The following is a 14,168-nucleotide window of genomic DNA, read 5'->3' as shown; positions in this document are numbered from 1 at the left end:
CGGCGGTGCGGGTGGAGGATCTCGAAGCCGAGCTGGAGCAAGTGCGGGCGGCTCTGGTGGAGGCGGAAGAGGTGCTCAGGCGCCGGGTGATCGGCTGGAGAAGTTGTTACTCAGGCAGTCCTAGTGATGCGCCACAAGGGCGCGTCGTACTGCTCCGGGCGGCTGTCGATGAGCAACTGGCGCAGGGCGCTGCGCTGCGAGCCGTTGAGATTCAGAGCCTCGGTGATGCGGCGGAACGTCGTGTGGGTGACTCCGCGTCTGCCGGCGTCCGCCTCGAACTGGTCCAGCTGCGGCAACACGGATTCGGCGTCCAGCTCCACCGGTGACTGGTCCTTCAGCCACGCGGCCTTGTTGCGCTCGTAGTCGATTTCGGAGAAGCCGCACATCTCGCGGCTGTGTGCCTCGACCTCGTCCAGGGCAGCGGTCGTCATGATGGCCCGGGCCAGGCTGTTGCGGCTCACCGCTTCGTCCAGGTCGACCTCGTGCACTCGGGGGCCCTCGTCGGTGAGAGCTACAGGCAGGCCGGCATCGCGTACCTCGCAGGTGCCTCGGACACCTCGGGCCGTTGCGGCGAGCATCGCGGTTGCCTCGGAGGGGTGCCACTCCAGGACTGTGCTGATCCGCTGCACGTCGTCTGCGGTGAAGGTGTGGATGACAGAACCGAGCATCGGGCGGAGGTCGTCCGGGGAGAGTTCGCCGTCCAGGCCGGGGCCGGCGACCAGGAGGCGGACCGACGCGTTCACCTGGCAGGCAGCGGCCAGGGTGAGGGCATCGGCGAGAGGGCTCTTCAGCGTCGGCTCGTCGCCCCGGGCGAGGATGTCACCGCCCACGTCCAGGAGGTCGATGGACTCCGGCCCGAGGTGACTGACCAGTTCTTCCAGCTGACGCGTTACGCCTTCGGCACCTTGGTACGGGTCGAGCAGTGCGAAGGTATGCGGGAGTTCCGCGGCGAGCCTCGGCAGTGTGGAACCGGCTGGTGCGATCGGACGGGCCTCGGCCGGCACTGCCGAGACGGCCGGGGTGATCTGCTGGAGGCCGGTGAAGTCGCGGGCTCCTCGTGGGCCCGGTACCGGGTCGATGAGCAGGCGGTCCCACGCGTACGTGAGGATCACCGCCTGGTCCTCGTCGCCGTACAGGGCGGCGTGAAGCATTGCGGCGGCGACTGCGTCGCCACCTCCTCCTGCTGCGACGATCAACCGCGTCATGCTGCCCAGCGTACGGGTTCGAATCTGGCACTCACCCTATAGTGGCTAGAGGCCATAGCCACTTGGGCGAGGAGGGCACATGCCTCAGATCGAGGAGGCTCAGCCGAAGTATCTCCAGATCGCGCACTTCATCCGCGATCAGATCCTTCGGGGAGACTTGCGACCGGGGGACGAGGTCCCCTCGGAACGTCAACTTGCGGCGGATTGGAAGGTGTCCAGGCCGACGGCTGCCCGCTCGTTGGAGGCGCTGAGCCATCAGGGCCTGGTCGAGAAGCGGCAAGGATCGGGTACCTACGTCCGGAGTCTGGAAGTCAATCGCCGTGCGCGGGAGTTGTACGGGCGCGCTCGCCAGACGCGGAAGATCTACACCCCTGGTGAGTACGCGGTCATCACGTCGGCCGGCTGGATGGAGGCGCCGGACCACGTCGCCGAGGCGCTGGGGCTGACGAAGGACCGGCGGGCCGTGCATCGGCGGCGTGTCACCAACAACCAGGACGGTCCCATCACCCTGTCCACCTCCTGGTTCGCGCCGGACGTCGGTCAGAAGGCACCCAAGCTCATGGACCCGGAGCGGATTCAAGAAGGCACCCTGATGTACGTAGAGACCATGACGGGACGTCAAGGAAGCTACGCGGAAGACCGCATGTGCGCTCGCTCGGCGACCGACGAGGAGGCGGCGGACCTCCAGTTGGAGGGCGGTTCGGCCGTGCTGGTGGTTCATCACGTGGTCTTCGACCTCCAGGACCGACCGCTGGAGTTCGCCGAGGCGACGTACCCGCCTCACCGTTGGGCCTTCGAACAGGGCTATCCGCTCACCTGACGGTTCGTCCGATTACGTCGAACCGCTTGCACGCCGCGAGTGGCTAATGCCACTATCCAGTAAGTGGCTAAGGCCACTTACGGAAGGGGGCACGGGCGTGACGAGTCAGCGGCGGCAACAGGACGCGCGCTTAGTTTGCCGGGGTTGCCGGGGGCGCGGATGGAAGCGCGTCAGCTCGCGCACCACGCTGGCGCTCTCCACCGTGAACCCGTGCCCGTGCCACATCGAAGCGACGCTGCCTCGACTGCGACGGCACCGGCAAGGAGTGAGCACGGATGGCCTACTTGCTCGACCGCAACCCGTCTCCGGAGTCACCCCGGCTCGGGGCGATGACGCTGCACCCGACCCCTGAATCGGTGCCCCGGGCTCGACGCTGGTTCAAGAAGTTCATCGCCCCCTACAGCCCGGCCTGCTCGGTCGACGACTGTGTGCTGATGATCTCGGAACTGGTGACCAACGCCATCCTCTACGGCCGGTCCGATGAGCCGTGGCTCGTCCGGGTGGAGTGGTTCCGTGATGGGGCCTCGCTTCGGGTGGAGGTCCACAACCCGGGCTTTCCAGCGAACGTGCGGCTGCGCCGGCCGGACGCCGAGGAAGCGCACGGGCGCGGCCTGCTGCTGGTCGATTCCCTCGCCGACTCGTGGCACTCAGGGCCCAGCGCCTTCGGCGGACGGTCGTGTCCTTCGTGATGGCCGATGCCTGGCACGCCTGAGGGGGAGCGACATGACCGAGAAGCGACGAGTCGCGGACTCCTGGTCGTCTCGTGGAGGTCGGCGAGGTACCTGTTCCCGCCCCCGGAACGGAAGGAGAACCGACCCATAAGGCTCGATCGACCGTCACCCTGCCGGAGACGGCTGATCCCACACCGGTGGAGCGGTGTCGCCGCCTTCCGGGCCGTCGAGGCGGATGACGGCGTGGAAGTGGACAGAGCCCGGGGGAGCGGCCCGGATGCGAGCGCGGTACATGCATGTGACGGGAGTCATGCTCCGCAAGGTCGCCCAGCAGGTCGGTGACGCGCTCTGGACGCCACCCGGCTCCGAGGAAAAACCAACTGAGACGGAAACTGAGACGGACAACGTCGAAGGGCCCCACTGCGAACAGTGGGGCCCTTCGACAACGTGCCCGGTGAGGCACTGGCGGAGGATACGAGATTCGAACTCGTGAGGGGTTGCCCCCAACACGCTTTCCAAGCGTGCGCCCTAGGCCTCTAGGCGAATCCTCCGCCGGAAACATTACATGACCGAGGAGGGTGCTCGCGAACCCGTTCCCGCAGGCCGTCCTCGGGTCCGACCGAGAGCGCGACCGAGGGGCGACCGGGTACAGCGCGCGGCCCGGCATCGGGTACTGTGGGGCACAGCCCCTCACGCGGCGCTATCTGACTGAACTCCCCCAGGGCCGGAAGGCAGCAAGGGTAGGTCGGCTCTGGCGGGTGCGTGGGGGGCCCTTTGCGTTCCGGGTTCCGTGGGCCGCGTTCCGGTTCCGTGGGCGGAGCCCGTTGTCGGTGGGCGCCATTAACCTCGTATGCGTGTCGTCTCTCGCGCTGTACCGCCGCTATCGCCCGGAGACCTTTGCCGAGGTCATCGGGCAGGAGCATGTCACCGACCCGCTGCAGCAGGCGCTGCGGAACAACCGGGTCAATCACGCGTACCTGTTCAGCGGGCCGCGCGGATGCGGCAAGACGACCAGCGCGCGCATCCTGGCCCGCTGTCTGAACTGTGAGCAAGGTCCCACGCCGACCCCCTGCGGGGAGTGCCAGTCGTGCCGCGACCTCGCGCGCAACGGGCCGGGTTCGATCGACGTCATCGAGATCGACGCGGCCTCCCACGGTGGCGTGGACGACGCCCGTGAGCTGCGCGAGAAGGCCTTCTTCGGGCCCGCGGGCAGCCGGTACAAGATCTACATCATCGACGAGGCCCACATGGTCACGTCGGCCGGCTTCAACGCGCTGCTGAAGGTCGTCGAGGAGCCGCCCGAGCACCTCAAGTTCATCTTCGCCACGACCGAGCCCGAGAAGGTCATCGGCACCATCCGGTCGCGGACCCACCACTACCCCTTCCGGCTCGTCCCCCCGGGCACCCTGCGGGAGTACCTGGGCGAGGTGTGCGGGAAGGAGGACATCCCGGTCGAGGACGGCGTGCTGCCGCTCGTCGTGCGCGCCGGCGCCGGGTCCGTGCGTGACTCCATGTCCGTCATGGACCAGCTCCTCGCCGGCGCCGGCGAGGAGGGTGTGACCTATGCCATGGCGACCTCCCTGCTCGGCTACACCGACGGGTCCCTGCTCGACTCCGTCGTGGAGGCCTTCGCCACCGGTGACGGGGCCGCCGCCTTCGAGGTCGTCGACCGGATCATCGAGGGGGGCAACGACCCGCGGCGCTTCGTCGCCGACCTGCTGGAGCGGCTGCGGGACCTGGTGATCCTGGCCGCCGTGCCGGACGCCGTGGAGAAGGGGCTCTTCGACGCCCCGGCCGACGTCCTGGAGCGGATGCGGGCCCAGGCCGAGACGTTCGGCGCGGCCGAGCTCAGCCGCGCCGCCGACCTGGTCAACGAGGGCCTGACCGAGATGCGCGGCGCCACCTCGCCCCGCCTCCAGCTGGAACTGATCTGTGCCCGCGTCCTGCTCCCCGCCGCCTACGGCGACGAGCGGTCCCTGATGGCCCGTCTCGACCGCCTGGAGCGCGGCGTCGGCTTCTCGGCCGGCGCCGGCGCACCCGCCATGGGCTACGTCCCCGGCCCCGAGGCCCACGCCGGCGCCCCGATGCCGGGCGCCGGCGCACCGTCCGTGCCGCCCGGCACCGGCCCCGCCGCGGCCCGGGCCGCCGTCCGCGCCCCCGGCGCCCCGGCTGGTCCCGGCACCCCCGCGGCCCCCGCCGCCCCGCCCGAGCCGGCTCCGGCCGCCGCCCCGGCACCTGCGGCGCCCGCTCCCGCCCCAGCGGCCCCGGCCGCCGCCCCGGCGGCCACCCCCGCTCCCGAGACCCAGCCCCCGTCCGCCCCCGCGCCCGGGGCCTGGCCCACCGCCGCCCCCGCGGGCGGCGGCCGGCGCCCCGGCGGCTGGCCCACGGCCGCTCCGGCGGGCGGCCGGCCGGGACAGGGCCCCGGTCAGTCACAGCAGCAGCCGGGCCGCCCCGCCCCCGAACCCACGGCCCCCCAGGCCCAGGCCCACGCCCAGGCTGCGGCGCCCGCCCCCGCCGCCCCCGCCGGCGGCCCCGATCCCCGCGCGCTCTGGCCGAACATCCTGGAGGCCGTCAAGAACCGCCGCCGCTTCACCTGGATCCTGCTCAGCCAGAACGCCCAGGTGACCGGCTTCGACGGCACGACCCTCCAGCTCGGCTTCGTGAACGCCGGCGCCCGGGACAACTTCTCCGGCAGCGGCAGCGAGGACGTGCTGCGGCAGGCCCTGGCCGAGCAGTTCAACGTGCAGTGGAAGATCGACGCGATCGTCGACCCGTCCGGCGGCGGCTCCGCCCCGCCCGCCCCCGGCGGCTCACCCGGTTTCGGCGGAGGCGGTGGCTTCGGCGGCTCTCCCGCCGGCGGCTACGGCGGTGCCCCGGGCGGTGGCCACGGCGCCCCGGCCGCGGCACGCCCCGCGCCCCCCCAGCCAGCCCCGCAGGCGTCCGCCGCACCCCGGGGCGGCGCCCCGGCCGCGCCCGCCCCGGCGCCCCGGCCGGCCGCCGCCCCCGAGCCGCCGCCCGTCGCCCCCGAGGACGACATCCCCGAGGACGACGACCCGGATCTGGACGAGTCGGCCCTGTCCGGCCACGAGCTGATCGTGCGGGAACTGGGGGCGACGGTGATGGAGGAGTTCTCCAACGAGTAGCCGGCGGCGACCGCATCCGGCGGCTTTGGAGGAAAGACCGACAAACCCGCGGCCCGGACTTCGGCGACCTTGCCAGTAGGCTGACCCCCGTGAAGGTCCTCGTCATCGGCAGCGGCGCCCGCGAACACGCCCTGTGCCACTCCCTGTCCCTCGACCCCGACGTCACCGCGCTGCACTGCGCCCCCGGCAACGCCGGCATCGCCGAGGTCGCCGAGCTGCACCAGGTCGACGCGCTCGACGGCGCCGCGGTCGTCGGGCTGGCCACCGGCCTCGGTGCCGAACTGGTCGTCGTCGGCCCGGAGGCCCCGCTGGTCGCCGGTGTCGCCGACGCCGTCCGCGCGGCGGGCATCCCGGTGTTCGGCCCCTCCGGCGAGGCCGCGCGGATCGAGGGGTCCAAGGCCTTCGCCAAGGACGTCATGGCGGCGGCCGGAGTGCCGACCGCCCGTTCCTACGTCTGCACCACCGCCGAGGAGGTCGACGAGGCCCTCGACGCCTTCGGCGCCCCCTACGTCGTCAAGGACGACGGTCTCGCCGCGGGCAAGGGCGTCGTCGTCACCTCCGACCTCGAGACCGCCAGGGCGCACGCGGCCGGGTGCGAGCGCGTGGTGATCGAGGAGTTCCTCGACGGCCCCGAGGTGTCCCTGTTCGCCGTCACCGACGGCGAGAGCGTCGTCCCGCTCCAGCCCGCCCAGGACTTCAAGCGCGCCCTGGACGGCGACGAGGGCCCGAACACCGGAGGCATGGGCGCGTACTCGCCGCTGCCGTGGGCCGACCCGAAGCTGGTCGACGAGGTCCTCCAGACCGTGCTCCAGCCGACGGTGGACGAGATGCACCGCCGCGGCACGCCCTTCTCCGGGCTGCTCTACGCCGGTCTCGCGATCACCTCGCGCGGAGTCCGGGTCATCGAGTTCAACGCCCGCTTCGGCGACCCGGAGACCCAGGTCGTGCTGGCCCGGCTGAAGACCCCGCTGGGCGGTGTCCTGATGGCCGCCGCCACCGGCAACCTCGCCGACCTGCCGCCGCTGCGCTGGAGCGAGGACGCGGCGGTCACCGTCGTCGTCGCCTCGCACAACTACCCGGACACCCCGCGCACCGGTGACCCGATCACCGGCCTGGACGCGGTGGCCGCCGAGGACGCCCCGCACGCGTACGTGCTGCACGCCGGCACCCGGCGGGACGGCGGCGCGGTCGTCAGCGCGGGCGGACGCGTGCTGTCCGTCACGGCCACCGGGCAGGACCTGGGCGAGGCCCGCGAGCGGGCGTACCGGGCGGTGGGCCGGATCGGCCTGGACGGCTCGCAGTACCGCACCGACATCGCCGCGAAGGCGGCGGCGGAGGCGCGGGCCTGACCACCGGCCGGCGCGGCCGGCCGACGGCGGTCAGCCCTCGGCCGCGGGCCGCCGGCGCCGGTGGGCGCTCCGCTCCCGCGCACCCTCGTACCGCATCGGGCCCCGGACATGATCCGGGGCCTGATCTTTGCTGTCTGTCACCCAGCTCTGACCAAAGCCATTCCATCGAGTGAGCAATCGCCTATCCGGCTGACGGGCGCCCGGGCCCCAACTAGGGTGCCGCGCAAGCGTTCCGGCACTTGGCCCACCGGCATTGCGATGTCACCGACGGGTGCCACAGTGGGGGAGTGAGCAAGACCAGGGCGGCACGCGATCGGCAGGGAGGGGGCGAGGTCGGCACGTGACCGGAATCGGTGTGGAGGCGGGCGCGCAGGCCGCGCGCTCCCGGGCCCTCGCCGTGCTGCGGGTCCGGGGCCGGGCGCTGGGCGTGGCCGTGCTGCCGGCGGGCGCCGCGGTGATCCTGCTGACCGGCGCCTCCACCGGCCATTTCGTCGGCCCGGGCTGGGACACGGCCCGGTGGGTCGTCGGCGTGCTCGCGGTGCTGGTGCTGCTGGCCGCGGCCGCCATCGCCGTCGTCGTGGCCCGGGCCCGCCCCGCCACGACGCCCACGGTCCCGATCCCGGAGGGGTCCGCCCCGGACCTGTACCGGATGGTGCGCGACCTCGCCGACCGCCTGGACGTGCCGGCTCCCTCGGCGATAGCGCTCACCCCGGACTGCGACAGCTGGCTGGAGGACCGTACCCATGCGGCGCACGGCCCGCCCCCGCGTCCGGCGCCCGACGAGATAGCGGGCCCGGGCCGCCGCCGCACCCCGGTCGCGCCGGTCCTCGTCATCGGCTCCCCGTTCCTGTGGTGGATGCGCGTGGGCGAGCTGCGGGCGGTCCTCGCCCCGGTCGTCGCGGGTACGGGCCCCTCGGCCCACCCGGACATAGCCGCCGCCCGCCGCTTCGTCCGCGGGCTGGACGCGGCCGTGGCCGTCGCCTCGACCCCGGGCCGCTGCCCGCTGACCCGCGGGCTGTGCGCGGCCCTCGGCTGGACGGCCCGGCTGCTGCTGCGCGGCTGCCGGGAGCACGCGACACAGATGGAACGCGGGGTCGCCGCGGCGGCGGCCGAGCGCGCCCAGGCGGTCGACTACGGCCTGCGGATCGTCGCCCAGGAGCAGGTCGGGCTCGCCTACGCCGGCTGGGACCGGCTGCTGACCCGGGTCGCCCTGCCCGCCTGGCGCATGGGCCGCTGGCCGTCCCGGCTGGACGCGGGCGTGGTGGCGGCGCTCACCGAGCTGTCCCGCCGCGACCGGCTGGCCGAGGGCTTCGCCTCCCGGCTCGGCGAGCGTCCGGCCTGCGATCTGCTGGAGGAGCCCGGCGCGGTGGACGAGGCCACCTCGCTGCTCGCCGCCCACCTCTTCCACGGCGGTCCCGCCGAGTCCCGCTCCGGCTGGGCCCCGGTGGACTGGCAGGCGTATCCGGAGGAGGTCGTGGACCGCACCTGGCGCGCCGACGCGGCCCGGCTGCACCGGGTCCTGGACGCCCTCGGGGTCCGCCCCTCCCTCGACCCGGGGGTCCCCGACCCCGGCGGTCCCACCCTGGCCCGCCTCCTGGACCACCTCGCCGAGCCGGCCGCCACACCGGACCACACCGGTCACGCCGGCGACACCGGCCCCCAGGACCCGGACACTCCGACGGCGGCTCCCCTGAACCCACCGGCCGACCCGGGTCCCGCCGCCCCGCCCGCCACCGTCCCGCTCGCCGCCTCCGAGCCCGATGCCCAGAGCGCGTACGACGACGAAGAGGACGCGGATCGCGCCACCGAGCGCAGTGCCGCCCTGGCCGCCGGGCTGAGCGCCGAGCTGGCCCGGGAGGAGGCCGCCGTATCGGACGGCGGCGCGGCCCGTACGGGCCCCGAGACCACCCTGTCGACGGCCTGCGACTGCGTACTGCCGCCCTTCCCGCTCCAGCCCCAGCGCACCGCCCGCGAGCTGCTCACCGACCACGTCAAGGCGATGGTGTGCTGCGCGGCCGTCGACACCGCCGGCGCCCTTCCCGGGCTGGACTGGCTGGACGGCCCGTCGCTGCTGCTGGGCGGCGAGCGGGCCGCCGATCTGACCCCCAGGGTCCTCAGCCTGATCGAGGAGGGAGACCCGGGCCCGCTGCGCGACTGGCTGGCCGCGTCCGGCATACGTCCGGAGAAGCCCGTGCGGCTGGTGTGACACCGCCGTAGCGTCCTTTTCACCGTCGTAACGGAAAGACGACTTCCACTTCAGGTCAATTCGCAACGAGTAGTGACCGAGCCCGTGCGTTATGTGATGTGCTGGGACCGACCACGCCCTTGGCAAAGGCACGCGACATACGACAGCACGGTCGAGCAGAGCGAGCACAGCGAGCACCACCGAGACAGCCACGGGGGCATGAGGGAGGGGAGCGACCATGGCCTCGGACCACATTCGCCGCTGGGAGTCCGGAGCACTCGCGCACGCCGTCACGGACCCCTTCGGTCAGGGCCCGGTGCCCTGGCTGCGCGGCAGCGAGACGTACTTCGACGACACCGGTCACGTCGTGCCCTGGTACGTCGACCCCAGCCCGCAGCAGCTCGCCGGAGGCAGGCGCGTCCCGGCCCCGCGGGCGGCCACCTCCGGCCCCCGCTCGGCCGACGACGTGCACCGGCAGATCAAGGGGTTCACCTCCACCGGCGCCGTCACGCCCGGTGCGGCGATCGACTTCCACATCACGGTCGACCCGCCGCAGGAGTTCGGCGTCGACATCTACCGCATCGGCCACTACGGCGGCGACGGCGCCTCCAAGATCACCACCAGCCCGCGGCTGTCCGGCATCGTCCAGCCGCCGCCGCTGACCGCCGACCGCACGGTCTCCTGCCACCACTGGTGGCTGTCCTGGCGCCTCCAGGTGCCCTCCCACTGGAGCATCGGCGCCTATGTGGCCGTCCTGACCACCGCCGACGGCTACCGCTCCCACGTGCCCTTCACGGTCCGCGACGACCACCCCGCCGACCTGCTCCTGCTGCTGCCCGACATCACCTGGCAGGCGTACAACCTCTACCCGGAGGACGGCCACACCGGCGCCAGCCTCTACCACGCCTGGGACGAGAAGGGCCGGCTGCTCGGCGAGGCCGACGCGGCCACCACGGTCTCCTTCGACCGGCCCTACGCGGGCGCGGGCCTGCCCCTGCACGTCGGCCACGCCTACGACTTCATCCGCTGGGCCGAGCGCTACGGCTACGACCTCGCCTACGCCGACGCCCGTGACCTGCACGCCGGCCGCGTCGACCCCACCCGTTACCGCGGCCTGGTCTTCCCCGGGCACGACGAGTACTGGACGGTGCCGATGCGCCGGGCCGTCGAGGACGCCCGCGACCGCGGGACCTCGCTGGTCTTCCTCTCCGCCAACACCATGTACTGGCAGGTGGAGCTGGGGCCGTCCCCGTCCGGCGTCCCGGACCGGCTGCTGACCTGCCGCAAGCGCAGGGGCCCGGGCCGACCGGTGCTCTGGCGCGAGATCGACCGTCCCGAGCAGCAACTGGCCGGCATCCAGTACGCGGGCCGGGTGCCCGAGCCGCACCCGCTGATCGTCCGCAACGGCGGCCACTGGCTGTGGGAGGCGACCGGCGCGCACGAGGGCGACGAGATCGCGGGCCTGGTCGCCGGCGAGGCGGACCGCTACTTCCCGCGCACCCCGCTGCCCGAGCACGAAGAGCGCATCCTGCTCGCGCACTCCCCCTACACCGACAACGACGGAGTCCTGCGCCACCAGGAGACCTCGCTCTACCGCGCACCCTCCGGCGCCTGGGTGTTCGCCTCCGGCACCTTCGCCTGGTCCCCGTCCCTGGACCGCCCCGGCCACCGGGACCCCCGCATCCAGCGGGCCACGGCGAACCTGCTGGACCGCATCTGCAAACGCGACTGACCCCTGACCGCACCCCGGCCACCCGCATACGGGAGAATCGAGGCACTTGGACAGAGCCACGGGGAGGAACCGTGTCCGGATTCGTAGAAAAGCCCGAGCCGATCGAGGTTCCGGGCCTGGTGCATCTGCACACCGGAAAGGTGCGCGAGCTGTACCAGAACGAGGCGGGCGACCTCGTGATGGTCGCCAGCGACCGCATGTCCGCCTTCGACTGGGTGCTGCCCACGGAGATCCCCGACAAGGGCCGCGTCCTCACCCAGCTCTCCCTGTGGTGGTTCGACCAGCTGCGCGACCTCGCCCCCCACCACGTCATCGGCACCGAGCTGCCCGAGGGCGCCCCGGCCGACTGGGCGGGCCGCACCCTGGTCTGCAAGTCGCTGAAGATGGTCCCGGTGGAGTGCGTGGCCCGCGGCTACCTCACCGGCTCCGGCCTGCTGGAGTACAACGAGTCCCGTACGGTCTGCGGGCTCGCGCTGCCCGAGGGGCTCGTCGACGGCTCCGAACTCCCCGGACCGATCTTCACCCCGGCCGCCAAGGCCGAGGTCGGCGAGCACGACGAGAACGTCTCGTACGAGGAGGTGGCCCGCCAGGTCGGCGCGGAGACCGCCGCCCAGCTGCGCCAGACCACGCTCGCCGTGTACGCGCGCGCCCGGGACATCGCCCGGGAGCGGGGCATCATCCTGGCCGACACCAAGTTCGAGTTCGGCTTCGACGGCGACACCCTCGTCCTCGCCGACGAGGTCCTCACGCCGGACTCCTCCCGCTTCTGGCCGGCCGACCAGTGGCAGCCGGGCCGCGCCCAGCCGTCGTACGACAAGCAGTTCGTGCGGAACTGGCTGACCTCGCCGGAGTCCGGCTGGGACCGCAGGAGCGAGCAGCCCCCGCCGCCGCTGCCGGAGCAGGTCGTCGAGGCGACCCGGCGGAAGTACGTGGAGGCGTACGAGCACCTGACGGGCATCGGCTGGAGCTGACGCCCCGGCCCCCGGCGCCCGCCGGGGGCACCCACGCAGAAGGCCCCCGGCGGACACCGGGGGCCGACGCAAGAAGCCCCCGGCCGGAACCGGGGGCTTCTCCATGGAGCGGACGACGAGGCTCGAACTCGCGACCTCAACCTTGGCAAGGTTGCGCTCTACCAACTGAGCTACGTCCGCAGTGCGCCGTGGCGCGAGAGCAACTATACCCAACCTCGCTCGCGTGCGAGACGCACTGCCGCATGCCGGTTCTCGGCACCGAGTTTCGTGACGGCGGAGGAGAGGTAGTTCCGCACGGTCCCCGGCGACAGCGCGGCCCGCTCGGCGATCTCCGCGACCGGTGCGCCGTCGGCGGCCAGCTCCAGCACCTCGGCCTCCCGCGCGGTCAGCGGCGAGTCCCCGGCGGAGATCGCGTCGGCGGCCAACTCCGGGTCGACGTAACGGCTTCCGGCGTGCACGGTCCGGATGATCTCGGCGAGCCGCTGGGCGCTGACGGTCTTCGGGACGAACCCGCGCACACCGGCCGCGAGCGCCCGTTTCAGATGCCCGGGCCGCCCGTGACCGGTGACGATCAGCACCTGGCAGCCGGGCAGTTCGACGCGCAGGGATGTGGCGACCTTCACACCGTCGGCGCCCGGCATCTGGAGATCCAGGACGGCCACGTCGGGTTCGTGCGCCCGTGCCATCGCCAGCGCCTCGGGCCCGCTCGCCGCCTCCGCGACGATCAGCAGGTCGTCCTCCAGCGACAGCAGCGCGGCCAGCGCACCCCGGATCAGATGCTCGTCGTCGGCGAGCAACAGCCGTACCGGCGCACTCACGAGGTGACTCCTCTCACCGTCAGGGGTACGTCTCCGGCGGTCGTGAGGGGCACCTCCGCCACCAGCCGGAACCGGTCCCGGCCGGTGCCGGTGAGTCCCGCCTCCAGGGTCCCGTTCACGGCGGCGAGCCGTTCCCGCAGCCCGGCGAGTCCAGAGCCGCCGCTCCCGCCCGACGTCACGGCTCCATCGTTCTCCACCGTCAGCACCACATGTCCCTCCACCACCTCGAGTCCCACCTCGCACCGGCTCGCGTCGCCGTGCCGCAGCACGTTGGTGGCCGCCTCGCGCACCACCCAGCCGAGCGCGGACTGCACCTCGGCGGGCAGCCCGGTGGCCTCCGCCCGGACCTCGCACGCGATGCCCGCCGCGGCCAGCACTCCTTGCGCACCGGCGAGTTCGGCCCCCAGATCGGCCTCCCGGTAACCGCGCACGACCGCCCGCACCTCCCGCTGCGACTCCTGGGCGATGCGCTGCACCTCGATCATCTGCTCCACGGCCTCCGGCCGCTTGCGCAAGGCCAGTTGGACGGCCAGCTCGCTCTTGAGGGAGATCACGGACAGGTTCCGCCCCAGCACGTCGTGCAGGTCCCGCCCGAACCGCAGCCGTTCCTCGGCGACGGCCAGCCGGGCCTCGATCTCCCGGGCGCGCTCCGCCTCCCAGAGCACGGAGAGGGTCCAGGCGCCGCAGCGGGTGGCGAGGAGGGCGAAGCCGGCGGCGAAGACGACGAACGCCGCGGTGGCGACCAGGTCGAGGCCGCTCGGGCGCACCGCCGCGAAGACGGCGACGACCACCACCGCGAGTCCCGCGGCCCGGCGCAGGTACACCCGGATCGGCACGAGGAACGCGTACGGCAGCCCGAGGGGCATGAGCAGCGCGGCGAGCGCGAGCTGGACGGTGAACGGCTCCGCTCCGTCGACGGCCCTGAGCGTCGCGGTCAGCGCGAGCGCGAGGACGCACAGGCACACCGCGCCGCGCAGGGCACCCGCCGGCAGCACGGCACGGCCGAGGTAGTGGTCCAGCGCGGGCCGCAGCAGCCGGCCGGCGGCCCAGCACTGGAGCAGGCCGACGGCGCCGAGCAGCGCGCCGAGGGCCAGCGGCAGCGGCCGTCGATCGAGTCCGCCGACGAGCGGCAGCAGCAGCCAGCTCAGCGAGAAGATCCAGATGCTGATGTGCCAGGTGCCGAGGCTCTGCAGCTCCACCCGCTCGGCCTTGCTCCGCTCCACCCAGTGCCGCTGCTGCCACCGCCGTACGCGTCCCAGCATCCGCGCCTCCCC

9 protein-coding genes, 2 tRNA genes, 1 other RNA gene and 1 pseudogene are annotated in these 14,168 nt (G+C 73.0%); 8 read left to right on the top strand and 5 right to left on the bottom strand.

The features are described from left to right. Positions 1-110: 110 nt before the first annotated feature. Positions 111-1,151, bottom strand: coding sequence for a DUF1152 domain-containing protein (locus tag FHS34_RS40480; protein ID WP_245002614.1), 1,041 nt, complete (start codon positions 1,149-1,151; stop codon positions 111-113). 133 nt (positions 1,152-1,284) lie between these two features. Between FHS34_RS40480 and FHS34_RS40475 the strand changes: the two genes are divergently transcribed. Together FHS34_RS40475 and FHS34_RS40470 are read left to right on the top strand one after the other, a co-directional pair. Next, on the top strand, positions 1,285-2,025 hold the full coding sequence (locus tag FHS34_RS40475) for a GntR family transcriptional regulator (RefSeq protein WP_184975504.1): 741 nt from the start codon (positions 1,285-1,287) through the stop codon (positions 2,023-2,025). Between the two features lie 275 nt (positions 2,026-2,300). Then, positions 2,301-2,737, top strand: a pseudogene (locus FHS34_RS40470) (ATP-binding protein). A gap of 422 nt (positions 2,738-3,159) precedes the next feature. Here FHS34_RS40470 and FHS34_RS40465 read toward each other — a convergent pair. Continuing rightward, positions 3,160-3,247 (bottom strand) — tRNA-Ser (locus tag FHS34_RS40465). Between the two features lie 130 nt (positions 3,248-3,377). Between FHS34_RS40465 and ffs the strand changes: the two genes are divergently transcribed. The 6 genes from ffs (at position 3,378) to FHS34_RS40435 (ending at position 12,076) form a co-directional block, all read left to right on the top strand. Further along, positions 3,378-3,474, top strand: an RNA gene (gene ffs, locus FHS34_RS40460) — signal recognition particle sRNA small type. A gap of 76 nt (positions 3,475-3,550) precedes the next feature. Further along, positions 3,551-5,839, top strand: a complete 2,289-nt coding sequence (locus tag FHS34_RS40455) for a DNA polymerase III subunit gamma and tau (protein WP_184975501.1) — start codon at positions 3,551-3,553, stop codon at positions 5,837-5,839. A gap of 89 nt (positions 5,840-5,928) precedes the next feature. Continuing rightward, positions 5,929-7,188 carry a phosphoribosylamine--glycine ligase gene (gene purD, locus FHS34_RS40450; protein ID WP_184975498.1) on the top strand — a complete coding sequence of 420 codons (1,260 nt, stop codon included), beginning with the start codon at positions 5,929-5,931 and terminating at the stop codon, positions 7,186-7,188. A 340-nt stretch (positions 7,189-7,528) separates the two neighbouring features. After that, positions 7,529-9,394 carry a M48 family metalloprotease gene (locus FHS34_RS40445; protein WP_184975495.1) on the top strand — a complete coding sequence of 622 codons (1,866 nt, stop codon included), beginning with the start codon at positions 7,529-7,531 and terminating at the stop codon, positions 9,392-9,394. 217 nt (positions 9,395-9,611) lie between these two features. Beyond that, the gene (locus FHS34_RS40440) at positions 9,612-11,105 is read left to right on the top strand and encodes a N,N-dimethylformamidase beta subunit family domain-containing protein (RefSeq protein ID WP_184975492.1); all 1,494 of its coding nucleotides are present in this window, start codon (positions 9,612-9,614) and stop codon (positions 11,103-11,105) included. A gap of 71 nt (positions 11,106-11,176) precedes the next feature. Beyond that, positions 11,177-12,076 (top strand): phosphoribosylaminoimidazolesuccinocarboxamide synthase, encoded by a 900-nt coding sequence (locus tag FHS34_RS40435; protein WP_184975488.1) that lies wholly within the window; start codon positions 11,177-11,179, stop codon positions 12,074-12,076. Positions 12,077-12,180: 104 nt separating this feature from the next. Here FHS34_RS40435 and FHS34_RS40430 read toward each other — a convergent pair. From FHS34_RS40430 to FHS34_RS40420, 3 genes are all read right to left on the bottom strand, one after another. After that, positions 12,181-12,256, bottom strand: a tRNA-Gly gene (locus tag FHS34_RS40430). Between the two features lie 23 nt (positions 12,257-12,279). After that, entirely contained in the window at positions 12,280-12,894 is a 615-nt protein-coding gene (locus FHS34_RS40425; protein ID WP_184975485.1) for a response regulator transcription factor, read from the bottom strand. Beyond that, positions 12,891-14,156, bottom strand: a complete 1,266-nt coding sequence (locus FHS34_RS40420) for a sensor histidine kinase (RefSeq protein WP_184975482.1) — start codon at positions 14,154-14,156, stop codon at positions 12,891-12,893. The genes FHS34_RS40425 and FHS34_RS40420 overlap by 4 nt, the downstream gene beginning before the upstream one ends. Positions 14,157-14,168: the final 12 nt, after the last annotated feature.

Source organism: Streptomyces echinatus, assembly GCF_014203595.1.
Lineage (GTDB): Bacteria > Actinomycetota > Actinomycetes > Streptomycetales > Streptomycetaceae > Streptomyces > Streptomyces echinatus.
Note: the sequence above shows the minus strand (reverse complement) of the source record. Positions and strands in the feature narration are given on the sequence as shown.